Genomic DNA, 26,577 nt, shown 5'->3' on the forward strand with positions numbered 1-26,577 from the left:
CATCATGCAGGGCGAACGGCCGCGCCACTCGGGAGAATCGAGGGCATGAGACTTTTCGCAGCCGTGCTGCCCCCGGACCGCGTCGCCAGTGAACTCGCCGCCGAGGTCGCCGAGTTGAGGAAGCTCCCGGGCGCGGAGGGACTGCGCTGGACCGGCCGCCCCGGGTGGCACTTCACCCTCGCCTTCTACGGGGAGGTCGACGACGACGTCGTACCGGAGCTGTCGGCGCGGCTGGAGCGGGTCGCGCGGCGCGGCGCGCCCTTCGAGCTGGCGCTGCGCGGCGGGGGACAGTTCGGGCACGGACGGGCGCTGTGGGCGGGGGCGGCCGGTGACCTGGCGGCGCTGCGGCTGCTGGCCGACCGCAGCGAGGCGGCGGCCCGGAAGGCGGGCCTGGACATGGGGGAGCACCGCCGCTACAAGGCCCACCTGACCCTGGCCCGCAGCCGGGACGCCGTGGACGTCCGGCCCTACGTCGAGGCCCTGCACGCCTTCGAGAGCCGGACCTGGACGGTGACCGAACTCGTACTGGTCCGCAGCAACCTGCCCCGCTCGGGCGTACCGGGCGAGCAGCCGCGCTACGAGCCGGTCGGCCGTTGGCCGCTCGGCGGGGCCGGTTAGGCTCGAAGCGTGGACCCGAAGACCCGGAACCGGATCATGGCCGGTGTGCTAGTGCTGATGTTCGTCGTGGTGGCGGTGGCGGCGGCGCTCGGAAAGTAGCCGCGCGCCGCCGCCGGCCGCCGTACGGGCCGGGCTCTCCCTACCAGGCGAAGGCCTCCGGGGAGGGCCCCGGACCCGGGAAGACCTCGTCGAGCCCGGCCAGCAGCTCCTCGCCCAGCTCCAGCTCGACCGCCCGCAGCGCGGAGCCGAGCTGCTCGGCCGTGCGCGGTCCGACGATCGGGCCGGTCACGCCGGGCCGGGTGAGCAGCCAGGCCAGCGCGGCCTCGCCGGGCTCCACGCCGTGCTTGTCGAGCAGGTCCTCGTACGCCTGCACCTGGGCGCGGCGGGTCGGGTCGGCGAGGGCCTCGGCGGACCGGCCGGAGCCACGGCGCCCGCCCTCGGCCTCCTTCTTGAGGACCCCGCCCAGCAGCCCGCCGTGCAGCGGCGACCAGGGGATCACGCCGAGCCCGTAGTCCTGCGCCGCCGGGATGACCTCCATCTCGGCGCGCCGCTCGGCCAGGTTGTACAGGCACTGCTCGCTGACCAGGCCGAACGAGCCGCGCCTGGCCGCGACCTCGTTGGCCTGGGCGATCTTGTAGCCGGGGAAGTTCGAGGAACCGGCGTAGAGGATCTTGCCCTGCTGGACGAGGACGTCGATCGCCTGCCAGATCTCCTCGAAGGGCGTGAGCCGGTCGATGTGGTGGAACTGGTAGACGTCGATGTAGTCGGTCCGCAGCCGCTTGAGCGAGGCGTCGACCGCCCGCCGGATGTTCACGGCGGACAGCTTGTCGTGGTTGGGCCAGGCCTCGTCGGTCGCCGCCATGTTCGCGTACACCTTGGTGGCGAGGACGACCTTGTCGCGCCGCTCGCCGCCCTTGGCGAACCAGTTGCCGATGATCGTCTCGGTGCGGCCCTTGTTCTCGCCCCACCCGTACACATTCGCGGTGTCGAAGAAGTTGATGCCCGCGTCCAGCGCCGCGTCCATGATCGCGTGGCTGTCGGCTTCGTCTGTCTGCGGGCCGAAGTTCATGGTCCCGAGGACCAGTCGGCTGACCTTGAGTCCGGTGCGTCCGAGCTGCGTGTACTTCATGACCACCAAGCCAACGACCTAGAGTGCGCTCTACGCAAGGGAGTTGAGGGACGGTGGTGGCGGGACCCGGCACCGCACGGCCCGGAACGCGGAGGACACACGGATGGCAGCAGGCCCCGGCACCGACCACCTCGTCGCCCTCGTCCGCCGCGTCCTCGGCGACGACGACCTCCTCGGCGTCCAGCTGCACGGCTCGGCCGTCCTCGGCGGGCTGCGCCCGCACAGCGACCTGGACCTGCTGGCCGTCGCCCGGCGGTCGCTGACGCCCCGGCAGCGGCGGGAGCTGCTGGCCGGGCTGCTCGCGGTCTCCGGCCGCGACGGCCACCGGCCCGTCGAGCTGACCGTCGTCGTCCAGTCCGATGTCCGGCCCTGGCGGTACCCGCCCACCTGCGACTTCCTCTACGGCGACTGGCTGCGCGCCGACTTCGAACGCGGCGTCGTGCCCGCCCCCGCGCCGAGTCCCGATCTCGCCCCGCTGCTCACCATGACCCTGCTCGGCGACACACCCCTGTACGGCCCGCCGCCCGCCGAGCTGCTCGACCCGGTGCCGTACGACGACCTGGTGCGCGGGATCACCGCCGGGGTGCCCGAGCTGATGGGCGAGCTGGCCGGGGACACCCGCAACGTGCTGCTCACGCTGGCCCGCGTCTGGACCACCCTCGCCACCGGCACCATCCGGTCCAAGGACGCCGCCGCCGACTGGGCGCTCGCCCGGACGCCCGCCCGCCACCGGCCGGTGCTGGAGCGGGCGCGGGCCGTCTACCTGGGTCAGGCGGAGGAGGGCTGGGAGGACCTGGCGGACCGGGTGCGCCCGGCGGCAGACTTCCTCGTGCGGGCCGTCGTCGAGGCTCAGGGCGCCTTGTAGGGCCCGCCGAGCCCCCACGCCTGGTGCATGGCCCCCGCGAACGCCGCCGCCAGCTTGTGCTCACCGGCCGCGTTGGGGTGGGTGCCGTCGTAGGTGTCGGTGTGGATGTCGTACGACTCCGGGACCGAGGCCAGCAGCAGGGGGGAGGCCGGCTCGTCGAGGTCGGCGGCCGTCTTCGCCAGGAGCTCGTTGAAGCGGGTGACCTGCGCGGCGAACGCCTCGTCCGACGCGGCCCGGATGTTCGGGATCACGGGGAGCAGCACCATCCGCACGCCCGGCCGCGCCTCCCGCGCCCCCGCGACGAAGGCCCGCGCGTTCTGGGCGGTCTGCTCCGCGTTCGTGTAGAAACCGAGGTCGATCAGGCCGAGGGAGACCAGCAGGACGTCCGCCCGGTGCGCGCGCACCGCCCCGCCGATCAGCGGAGCCATGTGCAGCCAGCCCTCGCCCCAGCCGGCCAGGTGGTGGCGGGGGAAGTCGGGTTCGGCGTACGCGTACGACGTGGGCGCGTCCGTCGTCTCGTCGTACAGCGTCTCGCGGGGGCCGACGAGGGTGAACGGGCCGTCGTACGTCGCGCACAGGTGGCGCCAGATCCGGTAACGCCATGTGTGCCGGCCCGCGCTGCCGATCGTCATCGAGTCGCCGACGGGCATGATCCTGAGCATCCGCTCATCATGAGGGATCCGTGGGACGCGTGGGGTGTGAGACCTGCCACCAGCCCTGAAATGCCGGGCGGGATGGCAGGCTTGGGTGCATGCGTCGACCGTTCGCCAGCCGTGCCGGAGCCCTGCTCGCCGGGGCCCTCCTCGTGGGCGCGTCCGCCGTGCCCGCCGCCTTCGCGGCCGACGGCGACAAGAGTTTCACGATCGAGGACCCCCGCATCACCGAGTCCAGCGGGCTCGCCGCCTCCCGGCAGCACCCCGGCGTCTACTGGACGCACAACGACCAGGACACCGGCGCCTTCCTCTACGCCGTCGACAGCGCCACCGGCCGGACCGTCGCCACGATCACCCTGACCGGCGTGGGCACCCCACGCGACGTCGAGGCCGTCGCCATCGGCCCGGACAACCAGCTCTACGTCGGGGACATCGGCGACAACGACGGCGTGCAGTGGCCCTACGTGTGGGTGTACCGGCTGCCCGAGCCGAAGACGCTCAAGGACCGGACGGTCCGCGCCACCCAGTACGTCGTGAAGTACTCCGACGGCTCCCGCGACGCCGAGTCGCTCGTGGTGCACCCCAGGACCGGGCGCGTCTACATCATCGACAAGCAGGAGGACGGCGGGCACCTGTACGCGGGCCCGGCCACCCTCTCCGCCTCCGGTACGAACGTCTTCCGGCCCGTCGCCCCCATCGACCTGTGGGCCACCGACGCCGCCCTCTCTCCGGACGGCGACCGCCTCGCCGTGCGCGGCTACTTCGGCGGCATCCTCTACGACTGGAACGACGGCACGCCCAAGCGGCTGGAGCGGCTCGACGTGCCGTTGCAGCGGCAGGGCGAGTCCGTGACGTACTCGCCCGACGGCTCGAAGCTGATGTACGGCACCGAGGGGGTCGGCAGCGAGGTGCAGGCCGAGGACGCGCCCGGGGAGCCCGCCGCGAAGTCCCCGACGGGCGGCGGCGGTTCGGCGTCCTCCGGCGACGGCGGCGGCGACGGCACGGGCGTGAGCGGGAACGTGCAGACCGGCGCCCTCGCCCTGGCCGTCGCCTGCGCCGCGCTCTTCGGCTTCCGCCGCCTGCTGCGGCGCCGCTGAGCGGTTCCGCCGACTGCTGGGTCGCCGCTGAGTGGTTCCGCCGTTTGCTGGGGCGCCGCTGAGTGGGCCCACCGGGTCCGCGCCGGGGGCCGGGTTCGCCGGGTCCGCGCCGGCGGGCCGGGTTCGCCGGGTCTCGCCCCGCCCGGCCGGCGGGTCCGGCCGCCCGGCCGTCGCGGGGGCTGCCGTTTCTGGCCTCGTCCGGCCGATGGCCCGGTGGGTGCGGCCGCCCGGCTGTCGCGGGGACTGCCGCTTTTGGCCTCGCCCGGCTGTCGCGGGGACTGCCGCCTCTGGCCCCGACTCCCAGCCTCGCTGTGGTCGCCGAGGGCCAGCCGGTCCGGGGGCCTGCTGCTTCGTCCGGCCGTCGCGGGGCCTACCGCTTCAGGCCCCCGGCTGTCGCGGGGACTGCCGAGGCGGGCCCCGCTTGGGCCGTTGCGGGGACTACCGCCTCTCGTTCCGCTCGGTGACCAGGACCTCCAGTCCGTCCAGGATCCGCTGGAGCCCGAACCCGAAGTGGTCGAAGTCGAGGGCGAAGGTGTTCTCGGCGAGCGCGGCCATGATCGGGTACCGGCCGGAGTTCATGATCTTCTCCAGCATGGGCGCCTGCTCCCCCCAGAACTGGGCGTCCGTCATCCCCGACTTCCGCTCCGCCTCCTCCAGGTACACCTGCGACCGCACGGCCCCGATGACGTAGTTGTCGACGAGGAGGATCGCCGACAGCAGCTCCGGGTCGGACAGGCCCATCGGCCTGATGCGGCTGAACACCTTCTCCATGCTCTCCACCGCGCTCGGGCCGAGCACGGGGCGGCTCTGGTTGACGCCCAGCAGCCACGGGTGGCGGCGGTAGACCGCGAGGGTGCTGTACGCCATGGCCGTCAGGGCGGAGCGCCAGCCGCCGTCGCCGGAGTCGTCGGGGTCCTCGGAGGGGCACTGGACCCGGTCGAGCATCAGATCGAGCAGTTCGCCCTTGCCGGGGACATAGCGGTACAGCGACATCGCCCCGGTCCCCAGCTCGGTGGCGATCCGGCGCATCGAGACCGCCTCGAGCCCCTCCCGGTCGGCGACCTCGACGGCCGTCTCCACGATCCGCTCCAGCGTCAGCCCCGGCTTGGGCCCCCGGCTGGGCCGTTTGCCGGTGTCCCACAGCAACTCCATGGTGCGCGCGATGTCACCGCTGCCGCTGGTCTCCGTACCGCTCGTCATGTGGGCAGTTTAGTTCCGCGCCGAAAAACCGGGTACACCGTACGCGTAATCGGGTACGGTGTACTCAATTGATCGGTCACGGAAAGGGGGACTCATGGCCGACGGATACGCCGTGCGCGCCGAGGGACTTCAGAAGCGCTACGGCGAGAAACACGCCCTCGACGGCTTCGACCTCGCCGTCCGCGAGGGCACCGTGCACGGCCTGCTCGGACCGAACGGCGCCGGCAAGACCACCGCCGTGCGCATCCTGTCCACACTGATCCGGCTGGACGGCGGCCGGGCGAGCGTGGCCGGCCTCGACGTGACCCGGCAGCCGCGCGAGGTCCGCGCCCGCATCGGGCTCACCGGGCAGTACGCGGCCGTGGACGAGGTGCTCACCGGCCGGCAGAACCTGGAGATGTTCGGGCGCCTCTTCCACCTCGGCGGCAAGCGGGCCAAGCTGCGCGCCACCGAACTGCTGGAGCAGTTCGACCTGACCGACGCCGCCGACAAGGGCGTCGGCAAGTACAGCGGCGGCATGCGGCGCCGCCTGGACCTCGCCGCCTCGATGATCCTCGCCCCGGCGGTCCTCTTCCTCGACGAGCCGACGACGGGACTCGACCCCCGCAGCCGGGGCGAGGTCTGGGAGTCCGTACGGGCGCTGGTGGCGAGCGGCACCACCGTCCTGCTGACCACGCAGTACCTGGAGGAGGCCGACCGGCTGGCCTCCCGGATCACCGTCATCGACCAGGGGCGGGCCATCGCCGACGACACCCCGGACGGCCTGAAGAACCGCGTCGGCGGCGACCGGATCGAGGTCGTGGTCACCGAGAAGACCGACATACCGCAGGTCGTGAAGGTCGTCGCCCGGGTCGCGGACGGCGAACCGGAGGCGGACGAGAGCGAGTCGCGGGTGCACGCCCCCGTGACCGACCGGGTGGCCGCGCTGACGGAGGTCGCCCGCACCCTCCAGGACGAGGGCGTCTCCGTCGAGGACATCGGACTGCGCAGGCCGAGCCTCGACGACGTGTTCCTGCGCCTCACCGGACACCGGACGGAGAAAGCGGCATGACCAGCACCGTCGACCTGACCACACGGGCCCCGCGCGGCCGCGCCCACTGGCTGCTCGCCGACTGCTGGAACATCGTCCGCCGCGGCCTGACCCACTACCAGCGCCAGCCCGTGAACATCGCCTGGCAGCTGGGCTTCCCGATCCTCTCCGTCCTCCTCTACGGCTATGTCTTCGGCAGCGCGATGCGGGTGCCCGGCGGCGGGAACTACAAGGACTTCCTGATGCCGGGCATGTTCGTGATGACCATGGCGTTCGGTTTCATCAACACGGCGACCCTGGTGGTCTACGACGCCACAAGGGGCGTCATCGACCGGTTCCGTTCCATGCCGATGGCCTCCTCGGCGGTGGTCGCCGGACGCGGGTTGACCGATCTCCTCGTGGCCTGCGCCGAGTTGGCGATCATGATGCTGACCGCTCTGGCCATGGGCTGGCGTCCGGACGGGGGCTGGGGCTTCGTCGCCGCCTTCGGTCTGCTGCTGTGGCTGCGGTTCGCGCTGATCTGGATCGGGGTGTGGCTGGGCCTGCTGGTGCCCAACCCGGAGGCGGCGGGCGGCCTGTTCGCCGTGGCCTTCCCGCTGACGATGATCTCCAGCATCTTCGTGGCGCCTCAGCTCATGCCGGACTGGCTGGGCTTCGTCGCCGCCTGGAACCCCATCTCCTCAACGGCCGCCGCCACCCGCGAGCTGTTCGGCACACACGTCGGCGACGGCGACTCCTGGATCGAGCAGCACGCGCTGCTGATGGCGGGGGTGTGGCCGGTGCTGCTGACGCTGGTCTTCCTGCCGCTGGCGGTACGCAGGTTCCAGAAGCTGAGCCGGTGACGTCCTGACGTCCCGGGGCCGGCGGCACCCCACGGTGTCGCCGGCTTCGTCCCCCTTCTTGACGTGGCCATGTTGCGTCAGTTTCCTTGAGGGGCGCGGTGTATGGGAGCGCTCCCATATGTTCCGGGTCCGCGCCTCCCGGAAGGAAGCAACGACATGTTCGGCAACTTGCGCAGAGCGCTGTGCGCCGTGGTCGCGGCCGTGCTGTTACCGCTGGCGGCGGGCGCGCAGACCGCCCGCGCGGCGTCGGCCGAGGCCGAGACGGCGCAGGCCGGCGCGGCGGCGGCGGGCGCCGGCTACTGGCACACCAGCGGCCGTCAGATCCTCGACGCGGCCGGGCAGCCGGTCCGTGTCGCCGGCATCAACTGGTTCGGCTTCGAGACCGCGAACCGCGTCGTCCACGGACTGTGGGCCCGTGACTACAAGAGCATGCTCGACCAGATGAAGTCGCTGGGCTACAACACCGTGCGGATGCCGTTCAGCGACGACATCTTCAAGGCCGGCACCATGCCGGACAGCATCAACTTCTCCGACGGCAAGAACGCCGATCTGCAAGGGCTGAACTCCCTGCAAGTCCTTGACAAGATCGTCGCGCACGCCGGCCGGCTGGGCCTGAAGATCGTCCTGGACCGGCACCGCCCGGACGCGGCGGGCCAGTCCGCGCTCTGGTACACCTCCGCCGTCCCCGAGTCGACGTGGATCACCAACCTCCAGGCCCTGGCGACCCGTTACAAGGGCAACCCCACCGTCGTCGGCATCGACCTGCACAACGAGCCGCACGACCCCGCCTGCTGGGGCTGCGGCGACACGGCCAGGGACTGGCGCCTGGCCGCCGAACGGGCCGGCAACGCGGTCCTCTCCGCCAACCCCGACCTGCTGATCTTCGTCGAGGGCGTGCAGAGCTTCAACGGCGTCTCCGGCTGGTGGGGCGGCAACCTGATGGGCGTCGCCCAGTACCCGGTCCGCCTGGACGTGGCGAACCGGCTCGTCTACTCGGCCCACGACTACGCGACGAGCGTGGCCCAGCAGAGCTGGTTCGACGACCCGTCGTTCCCGGCCAACATGCCGGGCATCTGGGACAGGTACTGGGGCTACATCTTCAAGCAGAACATCGCCCCCGTGTGGCTGGGCGAGTTCGGCACCACGCTCCAGTCGACGGTGGACCAGCGCTGGCTGGCCGCGCTGGTGGACTACCTGCGCCCGACCTCGACGTACGGCGCCGACTCCTTCCACTGGACCTTCTGGTCCTGGAACCCCAACTCCGGTGACACGGGCGGCATCCTGAAGGACGACTGGTCGACCGTGGACACGGTGAAGGACGGCTATCTGACGTCCGTCAAGGCACCGGGCTTCCCGCCGGGAACCGGGGGCGGTGACCCGGGCGGCCCGGGCGGTCCGGGCGGACCCGGGGGCGGCACGGCCGCCTGCACCGCCGCCTACGCCGTCAGCAGCGACTGGGGCGGCGGCTTCAACGCCGAGGTGAAGGTCACCAACACCGGCACGACGGCCATCTCCTCCTGGAAGGTCACCTGGACGTGGCCCGGGTCCCAACGCGTGACCAGCATGTGGAACGCCTCCTACACCCAGACCGGCGCCACGGTCACGGCGACGAACGCCGCCCACAACGGCACCCTCGCGACCGGCGCGTCAGCGAGCTTCGGCTTCGGGGGAGCACCGGGGGGTGGGGGCGCGCCGAGCGTGAGCTGCACGGCGACGTGACCCCGGCATGACGCCCGGATCGGGAGGGGCGGCCGGTGAGCAACCGGGCGCCCCGCCCGAGTTGTACCGCCGCCGGAGGCGGAGCAGCGCGACGCAGGGCCTTGCCCGTTCAGGGGCCTGGCCGGCAATGCCGTTGACCGAGTCACGGACGGCACCGCAAGCGGGAGTGTGGGGGTCGTCCGGACGGAGGTCCCAGAGTGATCCCGCTGCAGCCGATTACCTCACGAGGTGAAGTCTGTAGATCCCCTCGCCGACGTGCTTGTATGGCGGCTGTAGGGAAGGCGGCGGCAGACGCGGTTTGACGGCCGTCGCCGCCAGTGGAAGCCCGGCTGCCGCACCCATAGGGGCACCGGGCGTACCGGCAGGTGGTACCAGAGGCGGGTACTTAGCGAGGAGAGAGAAGCAGATGGCGACACCCACTCCGGGGGAGCCGTTCAACGAAGCGGCCGGAGAGGCGGTGCAGACGGCCGTCGTGGTTACGCGTCTGCTCATGGTGATCGCGGACGCTGTGCGACGGTACCAACAGCGCAGACAGAAAAGGGATGAGGCAAACCTGCCGTCCGCCGAACAGGCGGTAGGCGAGGTTGACGAGGTCGTCAAGCGCCTGCTCTCCTCCGATGTCTCCGCCGCGCTGACGGGGGAGGCGGACTGGTCGCAGTTGGCGCAACAACTGGTGGCGTTGCGCCGGGCGGGCGTCGACCTAGAGCAGATCCTGCCGCGGGTCGGTGAAATCACGGTGAACGTGCAGGTTCAGTTCGCCGCGAATGCCCATGGGGCAGCAGCCGACGGGCAGTGGGAGCGGGTGGTACGTGAAACGTTGCCGGCCGGGCCCGCACGGGAGGCGATCCTGTCTCCTCCGGCCTGGCCGGAGGTGGTGGCGACGATGGCTCGCCTGGAAGAGCGCGGCATCAACGCGCGAGAGGTCCTGGTGGCGGCCCACGACGAGGCACTCGGCGTCGGACAGGCAGCGGCGAAGAGTTTCGGAGCCGTCGCGGAACCCGCGACAAGCCGGGACGCCCAACTGTCGTATGGTCCGCTGACGACCGGGCTGGACGTACCCAAAGACCTCGATCTAGGTGACCGGGCGCGGGCGCTACGGCAGTTGGCTGTCTCGCCAGCGGAGAATGAGCGCTACACCCGCTGGGTGCGTGAGGTGATGCCCGAGCGGGTGCGGGAAGCCGACCTCTTGATCAGTGCGAGGCAGTGGCCGCTGGTCGCCGCGCGGATGGCCACGATGGAGAGCGAGGGAAAGCCGGTGCGAGAACTCCTCGCCCAACTGTCGAAGGACCTCTCTTGGGAAGAGGGGCCACGGTCGCAGCTTGGCTCCAGGCTGTTGCAGGCCGCCAACGAAGCGCTGCGTCGACCACACGGTGCGACGGCTGTTCCAAGGGCGACGGTGAACACATCAGCGGCGCGGGCGACGTCGACGACGGTGGGCCCTAAAGGGCGGGGGACTGCGAAAAAAGCGGTCCCTGGGCAGGCTGGGATCGCCCCGCAACGACGGGAAAGCATGCCCACGCCGAGGCGAGCCCGGACCAGGTAGCCGCCAAGTCTGCCACCGCGTCGCGAGTTGAAGAACGCGCCGACGGTCGCGCAGGACCGCTTCCGAGGTAGCCAAGTCCGGTGCCGTCCGGAAGCGTAGCGGGCCAGAGCTCAGAGCCAGGGCAGCTTTTCCAGCAGCCGGGGTGTTCCGGGTCAAGGGCGGGTCGCGCCGTAGTAGTCGCGTTCGGGCATCGCGGAGGTGAGGGGGACGATCTCGACGTTCTTGCCGGTGCGTGGGGCGTGGATGACGTTGCCGTCGCCTGCGTACATGGCGACGTGGTGGATGGCGCCGGAGCCGCTCTTGGACCAGAACAGCAGGTCGCCGACCTTGAGGTTGTTGCGGGAGACGGGGCGGTCGGAGGTGGCGCCGTACTGGGCGGCGGCGGTCCTGGGCAGGTGAGTGGAGGGCCAGTAGGAGTACTGGACGAGCGACGAACAGTCAAAGCCGACCGTGGACGAGGCGGAGCACTTGCCGCCGAGGTAGCCGTTGGTGCCGTCGCAGAAGCCGGTGGAGGGGCCGTTGGGGCCGCCGCCGCCCCAGGCGTAGGGGGTGCCGAGGCGGGTGGCGGCCCGGCGGACGGCGTCGGCGCCGTCGCCGGAGCCGGACACCTCGTACAGCCCCGGACCTAGGAAGCGCGGCATCGTCGCCAGGATGATCTTGACGTAGTTCTGGGTTTCCGTGATGGCAGGGACGCCTCGGGCGTTCTGCACGGCGCCCCAGCCCGCGTTGTAGCCGGCCAGGGCCAGTGCCCGCACGTCACCGCCGTATCCGGACTTCTTCGCCTGCTTGAGCAGGGAGCACATCATGCGGCCTTGGGCGGTGACGGCGTCGCCGATGTCCCAGGGGGAGGCGACGCCGTTGCCGTCGGCGTCGCGGCCCCAGGTGGCCCAGGTGCCCGGCATGAACTGCGCCGGGCCCTCGGCGCCGGCGTGGGAGGTGGCCTGCTCGCGGTTGGTCTGGAACTTGCTCTCCTGGTAGAGCTGCGCGGCCATCAGTGCCGGGGTCAGCTCCGGTTCGGCGCATTCCTCGGCGGCCTTGAGGATCCACCGCCGGAACTCGCCGGGCACGCCGCGCAGCCCGCCTCCGCCGTCCGCGCTCTCGGTCGCTTCCGCGTTGCCGTCGACGAGTACCGCGGCCACGAGGCCGGTGACGGACAGCACGCAGAAGCCGATGACCGCGGCGGCGGCCCTTACGATCCCCTTCACGGCTTCGTCCCCCGGGCCGCGCGCCGGCGTGTGCGGTCGGCGACCTTCTGGCGGACAAGGTTGCGGGCTGCCGCGTAGGCCCGGCGCCACTGCGCTGGCGTCAGCTCGTAGGCATCAGCCCATGAAACCAGGACGCGCACCCCGGAAACGCCGCGCTCGACCTGGAAGACTTTCTGCCGGAGGACGCAGATCCGGGCCGCCATCTCCTCCTGCGGGAGCCCCAGCCGCGCGCGTGCGTCGCGCAAGGTCAGGTTCTGGTCGTTGGTGAAAAGTTCGCCTAAGGGAACCCCGAGCGCGCGGGCGGGGGCGCGCACGACGCGGGGATGTGGCTGGTGAAAGCCCTTCTCGGCCGACCGGACGGTGTCGGCGCTGACGCCTGCGGCGACCGTCAGGTCTTCGGCACCGATACCGGCTTCCAGACGCAGAGCCCGCGCCCGCGCACCGCCGAATTCCCCCACGAATCCCGTGACCTCCCCCGACTCGGATACCGCTACGCAACGTCGTCGACGAGTCACGCTAGCCTCTGTAGCCTCAGAAGCCCAAGATCCAGTGGGCAAACGCAAACGTGCAGGGGGGAGTTGCGGCGTGTCCACCCATCCGGTGACCCCAACGGCAGGGAACACCGCTCCCGTTGCGCTGCGGTTTGCGCTGATTCCCGTGCATGGGTACGGCCTTGAGGGTGCCACCGTAGCCCGGATGCTCGACCCTCAGGGAAGCGGGCAGGCCCGTCTGCTGCACCCCGGCGAAGCCGTTCCGTACGGGGCGCGGCCGGTGCTGCTGGCGGAGACCACCGTGTACAGCGCGACGTGCGTGGAGCACATGATCCGCGGCTGGAGCACCGGATTGCCGCGCCCCTGGCTGGTGTTGATCTCCGACGCGCCGGCGCGTCCTGCACCGGCCGCGCGCTATCTCTTCCGGGCGCTGGGCTCCCGCCTGGCGGGCACCGCGACCGTGCCGTACCTGCCGGTGCTGCGCTCGGTGGAGTCGGCCGACGAGGCGCTGCAAGACAAAGACGTGAAGGCCGCTGCCGAGAGGCTTCGGCGGCAGATGGAAGGACGATGACCATGCAGGCAGTCATGGACATGATCACTTTCGCTGAGGGTGAGCTGATTCCAGGCACCAAGCCGACGCAGATCCCGGGCCTGAGCACCCCCGTCGGCACGATGTTCAACTACGGGCTGTGGCTGCTGATGCTGGCGGGCGCCGGCGGTACCGGCTTCGGCGTCTACAAGCTCGCCGTGTCCGACAAGTCGCGGAACGGTGGCGGCAGTGAGCCGTTCAAGTGGATGGGCGCAGGCGTTGCCTCGATCCTTTTGTCCGGGTCCCTGATCACGATCCTCAACTCCATCGCGAAGTAGGCGGCACCGTGTCACGAACGAGGGGGCCCTGGAACAGCAAGGGTGTGTGGCTGGCGGGCGGTGCCCTCGCGGCGGTGCTGGCGCTGACCGGGTACGCGGTGCTCAGCGGTGACGGCGGCGGATCGGACACAGCGGGCAACGGAGGTGCGACGCCGAGCACGTCGAGCTCTGCCACGGCCAGTCCGGCTCCGGCCTACACCCAGCCGGAGGACTGGACGGAGCCGGAGCGGTGGGCGGCGCTTCCTCGAGGCAGCCGCACCGACAAGTACGGCAGCCAGGTCGGTTTCCCGCACACCACCGAGGGAGCGGTGGGGATGATGGTGACCTCCACCACCGGCAGCGTCGAGCCGGGCAAGAGTGCTCTCGACGGGCAGATGCGTGTCTACCGCTCGTACATCCGGCCCGGTGATCACAGCGACGAAGCTGCTGATCAGATCGAGCAGAGTGCCAGGGAGACCGACAGGAGTCTGCATCAGCAGATGGGGGTGCTCGAGGACAGCGAGCTGCCGCCCGGCTCGTACGTGCGCACCACGGTGATCGGTTACAAGGTCATTCAGGTGTCTGACGACGAGGTTGGTTCCTGGCTGCTGGCGAAGGTCGTGACGAAGAAGGGTGAGCTGGAGAAGGAGACCAGCGAGTACATCCGCCTGGTTATGGGCGCCGTGTGGGAGTCCGGAGACTGGAAGCTTTCAGGGCAGGCGAGCGCGCGCGCCTCGCAGCAGGGTGGTTCGGACAAGCCAGGGATGGCCACTCCGGGTGACGCGAAGTTCAACGAGATCGGGTGGACCGCCATCCGTGAAGCGTCGTGAGGCGTCTGGCTGCGGTGCTGCTCGCCCTGGTGGCCGTGCTCATGGTGGCGGTGGCCGGGAGCGAGCTGGCGGTCGCCGACGATGGACCGATCAGCAGCGGCATCAGCGGCGCGTGCAAGGTCACCCAAACGACCTCCCCGATCGGGATCGTCACCAACATCGTCACGTCGGGCGCGGGCTACGACCTGTGCGACAAGGTCGGCGACAGCGTCGAGAGCAAGGTCAAGGAGGAGTGGAGCAACGTCTGGGACTCCGTCCTCGGTGACGTGGTCAAGTCGGCCGCTGATGTCACGAAGTGGATCATCAAGAAGGTCCTGACGGTCGCCCTGCTCGGCCCGAGTCTGGACCTGGAGGCCACCGGCCTGTTCGGTAAGGACGCCACCTTGGCGGGGATGATGACCTGGCTGGGGTTGGTCATCGCCACTGCGGGCGCGATGTGGCAGGTCGGGAAGATGGCCATCACCGGCCAGGCCAAGCACGTCGGCCGGGCGATGTTGGGCTGGATGGAGAGCACCGTCCTCTCCGCCCTCGGCGTCGGCCTGGTCGCGCTGTTGCTGATCGCCGGGGACGCCCTGACCGCCGGGCTGGTCAACGCCACCTTCGAGGACGACGGCAAGGCCTACGAGACGATCGTGGCGGTCATGGTGCCCGCCGCGATCAAGAATCCGGTCACCATGCTGTGCGTGGTCCTGGTGCTGCTGCTGGTCGGCTTCATCCAACTGATCCTGGTCTTCCTGCGGCAGTCTGCGATCCCGATCCAGTGCCTGCTGCTGCCGGTGGCCGCTGGGGGCCGGGTCGGCGGGGACGCCACCCGGCAGTGGGCGCCCCGCCTGATCACCTCGATCCTCGTGGTGATCGCCTACAAGCCGATCCTCGCGGTGATCATCTGTGTCGGGTTCGCCGAGTTCGGCACCGCCACCACACTCGCGGAGTGGCTGCGCGGCTGCGCCACGCTCATTCTGGCGATCCTCGCGCCCGGCCCACTCACGCGGATCTTCGCGCCGTTCGGTGAGGCCGTCGGGGCGGGCATGGCGGCCGGAGGCATCGGCGGAGCACTCGGCAGCGCCGCGGGGTACTTCACCGGCCGCCAAGGCAAGGACGGTGACGCCGACGGCGGGGCGCGGCCCACCAACGCGGTGGAGCACGCCGCCTACGTCGAGCAGAACATGGGCCGTCAGGGCCGTGGCGGCGAAGGCGGCGGCGAGGCGGGGCGGGATGCCCAGGCTCAGGCCCAGCGCAACGAGGCCGGACGGGTGCCCGGTCAGGGCGGTGCTCCCTCGGAGGGCGCGCCGACGGGCGTCGGAGGCGGTGTCTCCGGCGGTGCGCCCGGTGGACAGACGGGCGGAGCACCCGGCGGCATGGCGGGCAAAGGGGCCAGCACGGCGGCCGGCGGCGCCGCTATCGGGATCCAGTTTCTGGACGGGGTCAACAACACCATGCAGAGCGCGAGCGGGCAGATCGGAAACGGGGGCAACTCGCAGTGAGCACACACGAGGTGCCGAGGGCCTTGACGGTCGACGGTTTCAGGACCCGGCAGAGCTTCGGGTTCGGAGGGTTGTCGAAGACGGCCACGATGGTTGCGGCCGGGGTCCTGGTCGCCGAGGGCATCATCGGCTCGCAGGCACCGGCCACGCTCTTCATCACCCTCCCCATCACCTTCGTCGGTCTGGTCCTGGCGGCCGCCCGCCGGCACGGTATGTCCGCGCTGGCCTACTACTGGGCGCGCCTGTCGTGGAAGCGGGCGACCCGTGCCGACGTCACCTCCTACCGGAGGGTGCTGCTGCCCCACCCTTACGCCCTGGATCTGCCGGGGGTTGGCGCCTCGTCCACTCTCATCAAGGCCTACGACCCGGCCACCGGCAAACATGTCGGTGTCGTCCACGACCGCGCCTCCGGCCGGATGACCGTCACGACGCTGCTCGCGCCGGGCGGCAGCCTGATGGCGCAGACGGGCACCGTGCAGAGCAGTCTGCGGACCTGGTCGAGCGTGTTGGACGCGATGTCGACCGACGACCAGGTCCGGGGCGCGAGCGTCACCATCCAGATCACCCCGGGAGCTGGTGATGCGCTGGGCGACGACGTGAAGGCCCGCAAGGACCCGCACGCCCCGCAGCTGGCCCGGCAGATCATCGACGAACTCGTTCGTACCACCCCGCACGCCACCGCGAGCGTCGCGCCGTGGATGAGCGTCACCGTCGACCCCACGGCGTCCGCCAACGCCCCGACCGAGCTGGCCGACCAGGTCGCGGAGGCCCTGCGGGTCGTGGACGGGCTGGATCTGTCCGGCACCGGCACGGACATCGAGCGCCGCGCCACCGACGTAGACCTGCGTCGCCTGGTGCGTTCCGCCTACGACCCGGACGTCTTCAACGCCCGTGACAAGGAGTTCGAGGAGCTGTCGTGGCCGGAGTGCGGGCCGCAGGCCGCTGACGACGGGTGGGAGGAGTACGCTCACGACGGCGGGGTGTCCGTCTCCTGGGTGCTGCGGGAGATGCCCCGTCGCCCCATCGCCTACAGTGTGCTGCTGCCCCTGCTGGCCCCGGGCCGCTTCCAGCGGCGCATCACCCTGGCCTACCGGGTGCTCGACCCGTACGAGGGCGAGGCGGTGCTGGAGCGGGAGATCAGCCACGCCTACAACCGGGCGCAGGCGACCGCCGAAGTCAAGGGCAGGGCGAAGTGGTCGCAGAAGGCCGACGCCCAGCGCGCGGAGCAGGCCGCCGCCCAGGTCGCCGGCGGCTCCCAGGTCGTCGACTGGACGCTCATGGTGACCGTGACCGCCCGCAGTACCGCCGACCTGCCCGCCGCCCGTCAGGAGCTCGAGCGCGCGGTCAAGGCCACCAGGGGCATCCGCATGCGTCCCGCCTACGGCGCCCAGGCCGCTGTCTTCGCGGCCGGATTGCCCATCGGCTACAACCCGCTCGTGAAGGACTGAGTTCATGGCACGCAAGCCCCGCCCACCGGCCGTGACCACTCCCCGCCGGGTGACACGGCCGGCTGAGCAGGCGCCGAATCGTGAGGAACGCCGGGCGCAGAAGAAGCTGCGCGACCGGTTCGCGCCGCGCCTGGGGTGGGGCGGCCGGTTCGGTGGCCGTGCGGCCGTGGAGGACGCCGGCACCGTCTACACCGGCCCTACCTCGCAGGCGGCCGGGATCTATCCCTTCCTGCTCGGCTCAGGTCTGCCGCCGCGCGGCGTGCCGGTCGGCCGCGACGTCCTGACCGGCGAGCTGGTGTGTGTGGACCCCTCCGGCTGGACGGGCCGCCTGACCACCAACCCCGGCGTATGGGTGATGTCGCAGCCCGGCGCGGGCAAGTCCGCGCTGGTCAAGCGGTTGTGCCTGGTCTACTCCGCCTACGGGCACATGGTCGTGGTCCCCGGTGACGTCAAGGGCGAGTACACCCAGCTCATCTCCGAACTCGGCGGCTCCGTCGTCCGTATCGGCGACGGCATCGGCCGTATCAACCCGCTCGACTCCGGACCACTCAAGGGACGGGTGCAGTCCCTGCCCGCCGACCGGCGCGAGGCCCTGCTGGACGTGCTCAACGGCCGCAGACTCGAGACTCTGGTCGCCTTGCTGTCCACCAAGCACGGGCTGGGCCGCAGCCCCGACGAGATCGAGCGCTCGGCGCTGGACACGGCCGTCCAGGTCGCCTCCGCCGCCCAGGCCTCCGGCAGCGACCCGATCGTCGCGGACGTCACCGCCGTCCTGCGGGCCGCGCCCGAACAGCTGCGCAACAAGCTCGCCGCCCAGGGTGAGACCTACCAGAACCTCACCCGCTCCGTCGTCGCCGGACTCGACAACCTGATCGGCGGCCCGCTCAAGGGCCTTTTCGACGGCGCGACCACCACTCCGCTGGACATCAACGCCCCCGCCGTCTCCGTCGACATCTCCGCCCTGCGGGCCCGCGGCAACGACGTCGTCACCGCCGGCATGATCGCCACCTGGGCCTACGCCTACTCCAGCATCGACTCCGCCCGCAGCATCGGCCTGCTCGACCGCAAGCTGGTGCTGCCCATGGACGAGATGTGGCGGGCCCTGCGTTCCGGCCCGGGCCTGGTCGACGCGATGGACGCCATCTCCCGCCTCAACCGCACCACCGACGACGTCACCATCTACGTCACCCACTCACTGCTCGACGTCGAGGCGCTGCCGACCGAGATGGACCGGGCCAAGGCGCGCGGCCTGATGGACCGCTGCGACACCTGGGTACTGGGCGCCTCCACGACCGAGGAACTCGGACGCGTCACGGGCAAACGCATGCTCACCGAGCAGGAGGTCATGATGGTCAGCTCCTGGGCGTCCGCGACATCGACCGGCCTGGACATCGACCCCACCGCCTACGACGACGATGGCAACCCGCCCGCTGAGGAGGAGACGGTGCGTCACCCCGGCCGCGGCAAGTACCTGATCAAGCTCGGCACCCGGCCGGGCATCGCAGCCGCGCTCGAACTCACCGCCACCGAGCAGCGGCTGTACCGCACGGACACCAACAGACGCAGGGTGACGACCACCGGGATGGCAGAGCGATGATGACGGAGAACGATCGCGCGTGGGCGTTCGGCGGTGGCATCTTCTTCGGCTCGTTCCTCCTCGGCGCCTCCAGCTGGGCCGGGGCCGCCGCCGGCGCGGTCCTCGCCGGCGAGGACGCCGCCCCCGCCAACGTGCTGACCGTCTACCGGATGGCCACCGACTGGGCGGCGGTGTGGCCGCACTCCCAGACCACCTCCGCCATCGGCGCCGTCCTCCTCGACATCGTGGTTGTGGGCTTCCTGGTGTGGGGGCTGCGCTGGGCGTTCCGCTGGTACCGCAATCCATCAGGCCTGGCCACCCTGCACCAGGTACGTGAACTCACCCCGAAGCCCGCAGCGAAGAAGGCCACCCAACTGCGCGCCTCGCTCAAGGACGTCAGCCCCAAGGACATCGTCCCGGCCGACCGGGGCGTGCTGCTCGGCAACCACCTTCCGTCCAAGGTCGAGCTGCGCGGCTCCGACGAGGACACCTACGTCGCCATCATGGCGCCCCGCGCCGGCAAGTCGACGTCGCTGGCCATCCCCGTGGCCGAGGAAGCGCCGGGCGCCCTGCTGATGACGTCCAACAAGGCCGACGTCTACGCCGCCACCCTCGCCTCCCGCGCCCGCATCGGCACCACGTGGGTCTTCGACACCCAGGGCGTCGCCCAAGCCGAGCGGACCATGTGGTGGGACATGATCGCCCAGGCGGAGACGCTGGAGGGCGCCGAGCGCCTTGCCTCCCACTTCGTCGCCCAGGTCAGCTCCGAGCAGGCCGACCCGTTCTGGTCCCAGTCCGCCCAGGACCTGCTGGTCGGCCTCTTCCGTGCCGCCTGGTGGGACGGCGGCACCGTCCGCGACGTCATGCGATGGCTGGCCGACCCACGGGAGAGGGCGCCGCTGCGGATCCTGTACGCCAACGAGCCCGTCCTCGCCGAACAGGTCGAATCCTCCGTCAACATCGCCGAGGAAACCCAGAGCGGCATCTACCAGAACGCCCGCACCGCCATGTCCGCGCTGCGCGACGAGAAGGTGCTCGCCTGGGTCACCCCAGACGAGCGCCACCCCCGGTTCACCCTTGAGCAGTTCGCCACCAGCCGGGACACCCTCTATCTGCTGTCGAAGAAGGGCGGCCCCACCAGCGCCCTGGTCGCCGCCCTTGCCGATGCCCTGTTCACCGCTGCCGCCGAGGCCGGGGAGCGGGCCGGCGGCCGCCTGCCCGAGCCGATGCGCGCCGTGCTGGACGAGGCCGCCAACATCTGCAAGATCGCCGACCTGCCCGACCTTTACAGCCACCTCGGCTCCCGCGGGATCACCCCCTTCGTCATCCTCCAGAGCTATCGGCAGGGAGTGAAGGCCTGGGGCGAGGTCGGCATGGACGCCATGTGGTCGGCCGCCACCAAAAAGATCATCGGTGTCGGTCTGGACGACGCCAAGTTCACCGCCGACATCTCCAGTCTGGTCGGCGCCCACTTCGTCGGCCGCGGCTCGTACTCAAAAAGCAAGGACGGCTACTCCCGCTCCGTCGCCGAACAGCGCGAGCAGATCATGGACCCTGCCGAGATCCGCGCCATGCGCAAAGGCACAGCCCTGCTGCTGGCCACCGGCATGCCCGTCGCCCAGATCGCCCTGCGCCCCTGGTACGAGGAGGAGGCGATGGCCCACATCGGCCCCCAGATGAAGGCCGAGGAAGCCGCCATCACCAAGCGCGCCGTCGCCGCCTACGAAGAGAAGGAGGCCGCCCGCCGTGACCGATGAACCCGGCCCCAACAGCAAAGTTCCCTTGGGGCTGTTCCAGGATCTCGAAGGCCTCAAAGCCGAGGTCATCCGCCTCGACGCACAGGTCACGGCCCTTACCAAAGGTGACCAGGGCGAGGCTCCGGGTGACGAAACAGGAGCCGACACCCACGGAGAGGATAATTGGCAGTACCCACCGTTCATCCTTCTCTTGGATGCGCCGGAGTATGACGACGAACTGCGTGCACTCGTCGAGTGGGTGGAAGGCGTCGTCGTGCCCGGCTATCTGGGGGAACCCTCACCCGATGCCCGGTGGTGTCATCTATGGTTCGAGCACACCGTCGCCGTCGCCCGCCTCCACGCCTGCTGGCTAGCCTGGCAGGAACTGACCGACCCGACCACCTGCGGTTATACCGGCCCCAGCGTGTGGCACCGTGACCACCTCGATCCTTGCCTGCGTGAACTGCGCGTGTCCAGCGGGCCGTTCGCCGGGTGCGTCAAGGGCGAGCACCACATCGACCACCGCCTGCCGGGCAGCGTGCCCAGCGCATGGAGGCATCACGACATCTGAGGACATGGAAAGGATCGATCACCCTCGCTCGTCCGAACTTCCACGTTGTGGTGATGGGAGTTGGCGCGGGATCTTCGTGCGGTGATCCGGTCCTTGCGTCCGAGCGACCGGCTACCGTGCGACTAGTGAAGGAGGATGATCCATGGGAGAAGAACGCAACGAAACAGCCGCTGACCTGCGTCGGTACTGGTCTGTCATGACAGAGTTGGGGCGTGCGGCACCCCAAAGCGGGCTCGCAGACATCGGCGAGGCACTTGAGGCTGCTGGCCCTTGGCCGGAGGATCTACGCAAGAGCCCCGTGATCATTGATACGGACATCGGCGGGGACGCCGACGATGCGCTGGCGGTCGCGGTGGCGGCGCGACAAGTGCCGGAGTTGGCTGTGGTCATCACTGGCGACGAGGTGCGCGGAGAGCGGGCCCGTTTCGCCCGCCACCTGCTCGACCTGCTGCATCGCGACGACGTCGTCACCGTTTCCGGGGCCTCCCTCGGGCAGTCCCGCTACTTCTGCGTGGACGGCCTCGTCCCCGACTCGGTACCGGTGCAACGCAGTGAGGTGGTTGCTGCCGTCCGGAAGGTGTGCGAGGCCACCGACGGGCCGGTGCGCTGGGTCGGTATGGCGCCTCTGACCAACCTCGCCCGAGTCTTGGAGGATGCGCCCGAACTGGCGCCGCGACTGCGGGTGACCCAGATGGGCGGCGCCCTGCGCTACCGTGACCCGGACGCCGCAGAGCACAACATCCGTCTCGACGTCGAGAGTGCCCGGCAAGTCCTGGACGCCGTTGCCGGCGGTCTTCTACCGACGCCGGAATTCGTCGCCTCGGAAGTGACGTTCACGCCCCGGATCGAGGTCACCGCCGACAGTGCCTTGTACCAGTGGCTGGGCACCCTGCGGCCGGGGAGTTGGGAGCGCCTATTGGCCGACCATCTGGACCGCTGGTTCACCGGCTTCTACCCGGGCAGCATGCAACACGATGCTCTGGCGCTGTCTGCCGCTCTCGATCTGCCCTTCGTCGACTCCGATGTGCTGAATATCGAGATGGACTCGATCGGCCGGACGACCGAGGCGCCCCAAGACCGAGGCGCGAAAGTCCGTTGGAGCCTGTCGGCCGACTACGACGCCTTCATGCGCTGGGTGTCCGCCGCGCTGATGCGTCCGGAGGGCGACGCTGCCGCCACGAGGGCGAAACGGGCCGCCGGGCCCAATCGCCGGCATAACTTTGCCCAAGAAGGCGCCGCGGTTGAGGAGAGCGAGTAATGGCGGACGTAGAGAAGGCCCTTTCGGCTCTGCAGAACGTCTACCACCTCGACGCCGAAGGGCGAACGGCGGTCACCGAGGCATACGAGGTCTTCCGGGCGTTCCACGGCCCATTCATCACCTCGATCGCGACGGAGATGCTGCCGGACTTACAAGACGATGCGAAGACGGGCCGGCGTATCGTCTTCCTGGGCCGTGACGGACACGGCTTCGCGGCCGCGACGCGGGCGTTGGCCCCGAAGTTCTTCGCGGACCACTGCACTGAGGTTGTGCTGTCCCGCGTTGTGGCGGAAGCGGCTGTGCAGGACCTGGAAGTGCATCGCGGCACCCGGTTCGCCGACATCGAGGGGTTCCGCGGCACCCGCAACCGTGTCCACCCTGACGACGTGCCCGGTGCTTACCGGCAGCTGACAGCCTACCTCCGTGGCGTTGACGTGCCTGTTGGGCGTCCGAACAGTGCTGTCACCGTAGTGGACAGCAGCTTCAAGGGCACCGTCCAGGAGTTACTCGCCGCGACGTACCCGCAGACCGACTTCGAGGGCCGATACGCCTTCTTCGGCGCGGCCCCCGATGACTCTCGGGCACATCGCAAGCATGGCTACGTCGTGCATCTCCCGGCCGAGCAGACCGGTGAAGGGCGTGGATTTCCATTCGACGACCTTCACCCCGATCCTGCCCGGACGTTCGCCAGTAAAGAGCCGATCAATGCGATCGAGGACACCTTGCACGGCCCCATGGACACGCCGCTGCGGATCACGTTCGGTCGGCCGGTGCAGCTGCCCCAGCGGGACGATACTGAGTATCTGAATGGCTTCAACCCCATCCTCGTACCCCATAGGTTCCGCACTCCGCTCACCCGAGAGGCCGTCAAGGCCGCCGCTCTGCTCGCGGTGAAAGACGCAGCTGTCGAAGCAGCGGCCAACCGCACTCGGCCTGGCTGGCTCGACGGGCTGCGACAGCAGCGGGAGCGGTTCACTTTCGAGATGCGCCAATGGGTGGAGCGGTCACCGCAGGTCGATCCATCACTGAAGACAGTGCTGGACAGTTTCGCCCGCCGCGTTGATCACCCGGTTGTCTCCCGGTTGCAGCATCATTTGACGGTCGAGGGGGTCTCCGAACGAGACGCAGCACATCTGTGGCAGCAGGTGGAGGCAGCGCCGAACCGACATGCCAGGGCGGAGCTTGTCGGTGCCTTGGTGCAACAGTCGGGTGCGTCTCTCGTTCAGCGCCGGGTGAGTTCTGCAGCGGCCCGTAAAGGCTCTACGACTGGTCCTACTGCCCGCAAAGGTTCGGTTGCAGCCGGTGGGCAACTGCCTCCGCATCGAAGGCAGGGGCCTGAGGGCACCTTTGGGCGAGACAGAGGGCGATAGCTCTTATCGGGACGGCGCGTGCCGACAGGGCCGGAGTCGAACGCACACCAATGCCCGCAACTCCCGCCCCCATCAACTCCATCCCGGTGAGCAGCAGCCGGCTCCACAGGAGCAGGGTGCAGCCATCTGTCGTCAGCGGGATCACCTGCCCATACGCAGACGCAGCTCGGTCGGTGAACCGAACTGCTGGTACAACTCGGGGGCATGCCCTCGGTGATTCTCCCGTGGGCATCCATTTGGCCTGGCTTGGGCTGATGCCCAAGAACTCGAGGTCGCGCCGGGCGATGGCGTAGCCGGAGTCGTCCTGCGACTACCAGCGCGGGGCGGCTTCCGGGCTGTTGAAGATTGGCATGATCTGGCGTGTGCGGATCGGCGGGGTCGAGCCGGGCTGTGATCGGGAGCGGCTGCCACCGATCGGCCCGGGTCGGTGCCGTTGGAGCGTCCGGAGCTTCACTGGCAATGTCGCTGAGTGCCGGGGCGAACAGAGACACCATAAAAGCCGACCATGGTGAGCTGCAGCAGCAGACCTCTAGAGCTGTGGAACGGTGGCGAACTGGTCAGCACCGGGGTCGCCGGGCTTTGGGCCATCCGTCTGCTGAACGTCAGTCATCCGCCACTCTCCGCCGATCCAGCGCAGGTTCACGGTCATGGTGAGCCATCCGCTTTCGACCGGGATCTCCTCGGGCACGGTGTTCCCCGTCAGCCCGAACAGCGTGCTGCACCACACAGCGACGCTTGCCGTGTTGCCGGTGTAGCTGCGTACAGCCACGCCTGCTGGCATGGCGCGAGAGACGAACTCGGCTCCGAGCGGAGGGCGGCCTGCGGTGTCGAGACCGAGTCGTTTGGTGAACGGGACGTATTGGGCGTCATAGGCACGGATCATCTCGGCTCGTCGATTCGGTTCGGCGATCGAGTCCAGCAGATCGTGTCGGGCTTCGGTGCTGAACATCCGCTCGCTGCCCATGGCGCTGGCGATTTTGGCGGCCGTGCTCTGGGCGCCTGCGCGGCTGTGCGGGGTCGCGGCGGCCGGTGGCTTCGCGTCGTCTGCCGAGTTGTCGCCGGAGTGGCCTGCAGCGAGGGCTATCGCTGCGACGAGCGCAGTAACTACGCCCATTCCGAGGATGAGTCGCTGGCGGCGTCGGCGGTCCGCTCCGGCTCCGATGTTCAGCCGTCGCCATATGACTTGCGGCTGGCCCTTTTTCATCCCCGACGCTCCCTGGTCGTCCCTGCTGACGCTGCTGACCGTAGTGGTTCCACGTGATCGTCCGGGCTCCTGGTATACCCACCCAGGCCGTGCGTGAGACCCTTATCCCACCTGATCTGTCTGGGGGTTGATGTGTCCGCACGCGTGAGTACAGCGACAGCGGCCCGTCTGGTGATAGCTGCACTTGTGGGTTTCGTCGCGCTGCTCGTGCTGGGGCCGACTGCGCAGGCTGCTCCGACTCCGACTCCCACTGCGGCGCCAACGGCGACGCCGTCCAGCAATCCGTGTGATGCCATCGACGGCGTTGCGAGGGACTACTGCGAGCGAGGTCAGACCGGCGGACAGGACGGCACAAACGCTCCGCCGGTTTCTGACACCCTCGATCCCCTTCAGTCACTCGCGGACGGGTTCGCGGAGGGTGCGGCATGGGTCGTCAACGCCCTCAGTGATGCTGTGACGGTCACGGCGGACGTGGATTTCACGAATGCCAGCTTCCGAAAAACCTACGCCCTCGTGTTTGCCGCGTCATCTTTCCTCGTGATCTTGGTCTGGTTGTGGGCGGTCGTTAAGCGGGCGGTCCGTGGCGCCCCGCTGACTACAGCGCTGAGCGAGGCGATCGGCCTGTTGTGGGTCACTGTCCTGGTCTCCGCATTCACCCCGCTGATCCTCTACACCGTGGTGACCGCGGTGGACGGTCTCACCGAGGTGCTCGCCGGCGGGTCCGCGAACGCAAAAACGTTCGATGCCTTTGGTGAAGCGCTGACCGAGCACAATGGCGGTGGCCCTATCGTGAAGATCGTCCTGTCCGTCGTGAGCATCTTTGCGGCTGGTGTGCTCTGGATAGAGCTGGCCATCCGGGCGGCGCTGCTGTACGTAGGCGCGGTACTGGGGACCGTGGTTTACAGCGGGCTAGTAGACAAGAAGCTCTGGCCCAGGGTGCGCAAGTGGGTGGGCATCATGGCGGCGATCATTCTGATCAAGCCCGTCGTGGTGATCGTCCTTCAGTTGGCGAGCGCGCTGACCAGTGGAGGTTCAGATGACAGCCTGGGCGCGATCGTCTCGGGCCTGTCCATCATCATCATCGCCATCATCGTCAGCGTGCTGCTTTTCCGGCTCATCCCCGGTATGGGCGATGAGATCGTGGCCGCTAGGCGAGACTCCTACGATCCGGCTTCCCGTCAGTCCGCAGCAGTGGTCACCCGACCCGTGACAGGCATCACCCAAGGCATCAACACCCATGCAGCCCGGCCGGTTCAGCCTTCGGTGGGCCAGTCGGCCGCGGCTGGCGGTGCGTCTGGCGCCTCAGGGCCCGGGGGTGGCATCGCCGCTCACGCCTCACGTCCTGCGACACCCGCACCTCGCGTACAGGAGACCGCTCGTCCGGACGGCCAGGATCGCACTGGCCGGCAGTAATACCTACGGCCCCGGTTGGGGATTGCTGACCCCTATCAGGACCCCGATCACAATGAGGGCGATCAGTAGGTACAGCTTGCCCTTTGCGGTCATCGCTGGCCCCTTTCCGTCTGATGACAGCACCACGGTATCGCGACAGGCTGTAGATCCTGCCCGGCTGCCCCGGCGCGGCCGTCAGGGTGGCCAGGCGGGCTTGTCCGCGCGAGCGTCGGCCATTGCCGCCCGGTATGTTTCCTCATTCCCGACCGCGTCAGGGCATGGCGAGAGGGCACTGGTGCTCCGTCTGCTCCCCCCGGCGGCGCTCCGGTTCGAGGGCTGCCCATCGGTGCGGCTGCCATGCCTTGGGCGCCGGGCGGGACGTACCTGTCCAGCGGCCGGTGTTCGGTCAGCTCGGCTCGAGAGGTCACACCAACGCCCTCAACTCCCGCCCCATCAACCCCAACCCCACC

Annotated in this window: 24 protein-coding genes; 18 read left to right on the plus strand and 6 right to left on the minus strand. The window is 69.7% G+C overall.

The window, feature by feature from the left end:
* Positions 1 to 45: 45 nt before the first annotated feature.
* Entirely contained in the window at positions 46 to 618 is a 573-nt protein-coding gene (gene thpR, locus ALMP_RS15635; protein WP_264928346.1) for an RNA 2',3'-cyclic phosphodiesterase, read from the plus strand.
* A 139-nt stretch (positions 619 to 757) separates the two neighbouring features.
* Here the strand turns inward: thpR and ALMP_RS15640 are convergent, their stop codons facing one another.
* A complete protein-coding gene (locus tag ALMP_RS15640; protein ID WP_264928348.1) occupies positions 758 to 1,747 on the minus strand; it encodes an aldo/keto reductase in 990 nt (329 codons plus the stop codon).
* Positions 1,748 to 1,850: 103 nt separating this feature from the next.
* Here ALMP_RS15640 and ALMP_RS15645 point away from each other — a divergent pair, with 103 nt between their 5' ends.
* On the plus strand, positions 1,851 to 2,612 hold the full coding sequence (locus ALMP_RS15645) for an aminoglycoside adenylyltransferase family protein (protein ID WP_264928350.1): 762 nt from the start codon (positions 1,851 to 1,853) through the stop codon (positions 2,610 to 2,612).
* Here ALMP_RS15645 and ALMP_RS15650 read toward each other — a convergent pair.
* Entirely contained in the window at positions 2,597 to 3,274 is a 678-nt protein-coding gene (locus ALMP_RS15650) for an SGNH/GDSL hydrolase family protein (protein ID WP_264928352.1), read from the minus strand. The two genes, ALMP_RS15645 and ALMP_RS15650, sit on opposite strands and share 16 nt — an antisense overlap.
* Positions 3,275 to 3,363: 89 nt before the next feature.
* Here ALMP_RS15650 and ALMP_RS15655 point away from each other — a divergent pair, with 89 nt between their 5' ends.
* The gene (locus ALMP_RS15655; protein WP_264928354.1) at positions 3,364 to 4,362 is read left to right on the plus strand and encodes a WD40 repeat domain-containing protein; all 999 of its coding nucleotides are present in this window, start codon (positions 3,364 to 3,366) and stop codon (positions 4,360 to 4,362) included.
* A gap of 438 nt (positions 4,363 to 4,800) precedes the next feature.
* Here the strand turns inward: ALMP_RS15655 and ALMP_RS15660 are convergent, their stop codons facing one another.
* Positions 4,801 to 5,562, minus strand: a complete 762-nt coding sequence (locus ALMP_RS15660; RefSeq protein WP_264928356.1) for a TetR/AcrR family transcriptional regulator — start codon at positions 5,560 to 5,562, stop codon at positions 4,801 to 4,803.
* Positions 5,563 to 5,656: 94 nt separating this feature from the next.
* Between ALMP_RS15660 and ALMP_RS15665 the strand changes: the two genes are divergently transcribed.
* The 4 genes from ALMP_RS15665 to ALMP_RS15680 all read left to right on the plus strand — a co-directional run bounded on the left by ALMP_RS15665 (position 5,657) and on the right by ALMP_RS15680 (position 10,696).
* Positions 5,657 to 6,613, plus strand: coding sequence for an ATP-binding cassette domain-containing protein (locus ALMP_RS15665; RefSeq protein WP_264928358.1), 957 nt, complete (start codon positions 5,657 to 5,659; stop codon positions 6,611 to 6,613).
* A complete protein-coding gene (locus tag ALMP_RS15670; protein WP_264928359.1) occupies positions 6,610 to 7,434 on the plus strand; it encodes an ABC transporter permease in 825 nt (274 codons plus the stop codon). Before ALMP_RS15665 ends, ALMP_RS15670 begins: the two co-directional genes overlap by 4 nt.
* Positions 7,435 to 7,590: 156 nt before the next feature.
* Positions 7,591 to 9,153, plus strand: a complete 1,563-nt coding sequence (locus ALMP_RS15675; protein ID WP_264928361.1) for a cellulase family glycosylhydrolase — start codon at positions 7,591 to 7,593, stop codon at positions 9,151 to 9,153.
* Between the two features lie 406 nt (positions 9,154 to 9,559).
* On the plus strand, positions 9,560 to 10,696 hold the full coding sequence (locus tag ALMP_RS15680; protein WP_264928363.1) for a hypothetical protein: 1,137 nt from the start codon (positions 9,560 to 9,562) through the stop codon (positions 10,694 to 10,696).
* 152 nt (positions 10,697 to 10,848) lie between these two features.
* Here the strand turns inward: ALMP_RS15680 and ALMP_RS15685 are convergent, their stop codons facing one another.
* Both ALMP_RS15685 and ALMP_RS15690 read right to left on the minus strand, forming a co-directional pair.
* Positions 10,849 to 11,901, minus strand: coding sequence for an NlpC/P60 family protein (locus ALMP_RS15685; protein WP_264928365.1), 1,053 nt, complete (start codon positions 11,899 to 11,901; stop codon positions 10,849 to 10,851).
* Positions 11,898 to 12,359: a helix-turn-helix domain-containing protein gene (locus tag ALMP_RS15690; RefSeq protein ID WP_264928367.1), complete on the minus strand. Its 462-nt coding sequence runs from the start codon at positions 12,357 to 12,359 to the stop codon at positions 11,898 to 11,900. The genes ALMP_RS15685 and ALMP_RS15690 overlap by 4 nt, the downstream gene beginning before the upstream one ends.
* Positions 12,360 to 12,486: 127 nt before the next feature.
* On the opposite strand from ALMP_RS15690, the gene ALMP_RS15695 reads away from it, so the two are divergent.
* The 10 genes from ALMP_RS15695 (at position 12,487) to ALMP_RS15740 (ending at position 23,511) form a co-directional block, all read left to right on the plus strand.
* Positions 12,487 to 12,963 carry a hypothetical protein gene (locus tag ALMP_RS15695; RefSeq protein WP_264928369.1) on the plus strand — a complete coding sequence of 159 codons (477 nt, stop codon included), beginning with the start codon at positions 12,487 to 12,489 and terminating at the stop codon, positions 12,961 to 12,963.
* Positions 12,960 to 13,259 carry a hypothetical protein gene (locus ALMP_RS15700; RefSeq protein WP_264928371.1) on the plus strand — a complete coding sequence of 100 codons (300 nt, stop codon included), beginning with the start codon at positions 12,960 to 12,962 and terminating at the stop codon, positions 13,257 to 13,259. Before ALMP_RS15695 ends, ALMP_RS15700 begins: the two co-directional genes overlap by 4 nt.
* A gap of 74 nt (positions 13,260 to 13,333) precedes the next feature.
* Positions 13,334 to 14,068 (plus strand): hypothetical protein, encoded by a 735-nt coding sequence (locus ALMP_RS15705; RefSeq protein ID WP_264928374.1) that lies wholly within the window; start codon positions 13,334 to 13,336, stop codon positions 14,066 to 14,068.
* Positions 14,065 to 15,552 (plus strand): hypothetical protein, encoded by a 1,488-nt coding sequence (locus ALMP_RS15710; RefSeq protein WP_264928376.1) that lies wholly within the window; start codon positions 14,065 to 14,067, stop codon positions 15,550 to 15,552. Before ALMP_RS15705 ends, ALMP_RS15710 begins: the two co-directional genes overlap by 4 nt.
* Before the next feature lie 23 nt (positions 15,553 to 15,575).
* Positions 15,576 to 17,000 carry an SCO6880 family protein gene (locus tag ALMP_RS15715; protein ID WP_264928378.1) on the plus strand — a complete coding sequence of 475 codons (1,425 nt, stop codon included), beginning with the start codon at positions 15,576 to 15,578 and terminating at the stop codon, positions 16,998 to 17,000.
* A 4-nt stretch (positions 17,001 to 17,004) separates the two neighbouring features.
* The gene (locus tag ALMP_RS15720; RefSeq protein ID WP_264928380.1) at positions 17,005 to 18,597 is read left to right on the plus strand and encodes an ATP-binding protein; all 1,593 of its coding nucleotides are present in this window, start codon (positions 17,005 to 17,007) and stop codon (positions 18,595 to 18,597) included.
* Complete coding sequence (locus ALMP_RS15725) at positions 18,594 to 20,333, plus strand: type IV secretory system conjugative DNA transfer family protein (RefSeq protein WP_264928382.1); 1,740 nt, start codon at positions 18,594 to 18,596, stop codon at positions 20,331 to 20,333. The genes ALMP_RS15720 and ALMP_RS15725 overlap by 4 nt, the downstream gene beginning before the upstream one ends.
* A complete protein-coding gene (locus tag ALMP_RS15730) occupies positions 20,323 to 20,883 on the plus strand; it encodes a DUF4913 domain-containing protein (protein ID WP_264928384.1) in 561 nt (186 codons plus the stop codon). The genes ALMP_RS15725 and ALMP_RS15730 overlap by 11 nt, the downstream gene beginning before the upstream one ends.
* Positions 20,884 to 21,025: 142 nt before the next feature.
* Complete coding sequence (locus ALMP_RS15735; protein WP_264928386.1) at positions 21,026 to 22,141, plus strand: nucleoside hydrolase; 1,116 nt, start codon at positions 21,026 to 21,028, stop codon at positions 22,139 to 22,141.
* Complete coding sequence (locus ALMP_RS15740) at positions 22,141 to 23,511, plus strand: ABC transporter permease (protein WP_264928388.1); 1,371 nt, start codon at positions 22,141 to 22,143, stop codon at positions 23,509 to 23,511. The genes ALMP_RS15735 and ALMP_RS15740 overlap by 1 nt, the downstream gene beginning before the upstream one ends.
* 529 nt (positions 23,512 to 24,040) lie before the next feature.
* Here the strand turns inward: ALMP_RS15740 and ALMP_RS15745 are convergent.
* Positions 24,041 to 24,715, minus strand: coding sequence for a hypothetical protein (locus tag ALMP_RS15745; protein WP_264928390.1), 675 nt, complete (start codon positions 24,713 to 24,715; stop codon positions 24,041 to 24,043).
* A 186-nt stretch (positions 24,716 to 24,901) separates the two neighbouring features.
* Between ALMP_RS15745 and ALMP_RS15750 the strand changes: the two genes are divergently transcribed.
* A complete protein-coding gene (locus ALMP_RS15750; protein ID WP_264928392.1) occupies positions 24,902 to 26,128 on the plus strand; it encodes a hypothetical protein in 1,227 nt (408 codons plus the stop codon).
* Positions 26,129 to 26,577: the final 449 nt, after the last annotated feature.

It is taken from the genome of Streptomyces sp. A012304 (genome assembly GCF_026008495.1).
In the GTDB taxonomy this organism is placed as follows: domain Bacteria; phylum Actinomycetota; class Actinomycetes; order Streptomycetales; family Streptomycetaceae; genus Streptomyces.

Excerpts from the sequence above, each read along its gene's own strand:
- ALMP_RS15665 (WP_264928358.1), top strand. The coding sequence starts at position 5,657 with ATGGCCGACGGATACGCCGTGCGCGCCGAGGGACTTCAGAAGCGCTAC.
- ALMP_RS15660 (WP_264928356.1), bottom strand. The coding sequence starts at position 5,562 with ATGACGAGCGGTACGGAGACCAGCGGCAGCGGTGACATCGCGCGCACC.
- ALMP_RS15740 (WP_264928388.1), top strand. The coding sequence starts at position 22,141 with ATGGCGGACGTAGAGAAGGCCCTTTCGGCTCTGCAGAACGTCTACCAC.
- ALMP_RS15735 (WP_264928386.1), top strand. The coding sequence starts at position 21,026 with ATGGGAGAAGAACGCAACGAAACAGCCGCTGACCTGCGTCGGTACTGG.
- ALMP_RS15640 (WP_264928348.1), bottom strand. The coding sequence starts at position 1,747 with ATGAAGTACACGCAGCTCGGACGCACCGGACTCAAGGTCAGCCGACTG.
- ALMP_RS15720 (WP_264928380.1), top strand. The coding sequence starts at position 17,005 with ATGGCACGCAAGCCCCGCCCACCGGCCGTGACCACTCCCCGCCGGGTG.
- ALMP_RS15675 (WP_264928361.1), top strand. The coding sequence starts at position 7,591 with ATGTTCGGCAACTTGCGCAGAGCGCTGTGCGCCGTGGTCGCGGCCGTG.
- ALMP_RS15745 (WP_264928390.1), bottom strand. The coding sequence starts at position 24,715 with ATGAAAAAGGGCCAGCCGCAAGTCATATGGCGACGGCTGAACATCGGA.
- ALMP_RS15700 (WP_264928371.1), top strand. The coding sequence starts at position 12,960 with ATGACCATGCAGGCAGTCATGGACATGATCACTTTCGCTGAGGGTGAG.
- ALMP_RS15650 (WP_264928352.1), bottom strand. The coding sequence starts at position 3,274 with ATGCTCAGGATCATGCCCGTCGGCGACTCGATGACGATCGGCAGCGCG.
- thpR (WP_264928346.1), top strand. The coding sequence starts at position 46 with ATGAGACTTTTCGCAGCCGTGCTGCCCCCGGACCGCGTCGCCAGTGAA.
- ALMP_RS15655 (WP_264928354.1), top strand. The coding sequence starts at position 3,364 with ATGCGTCGACCGTTCGCCAGCCGTGCCGGAGCCCTGCTCGCCGGGGCC.
- ALMP_RS15670 (WP_264928359.1), top strand. The coding sequence starts at position 6,610 with ATGACCAGCACCGTCGACCTGACCACACGGGCCCCGCGCGGCCGCGCC.
- ALMP_RS15680 (WP_264928363.1), top strand. The coding sequence starts at position 9,560 with ATGGCGACACCCACTCCGGGGGAGCCGTTCAACGAAGCGGCCGGAGAG.
- ALMP_RS15645 (WP_264928350.1), top strand. The coding sequence starts at position 1,851 with ATGGCAGCAGGCCCCGGCACCGACCACCTCGTCGCCCTCGTCCGCCGC.
- ALMP_RS15725 (WP_264928382.1), top strand. The coding sequence starts at position 18,594 with ATGATGACGGAGAACGATCGCGCGTGGGCGTTCGGCGGTGGCATCTTC.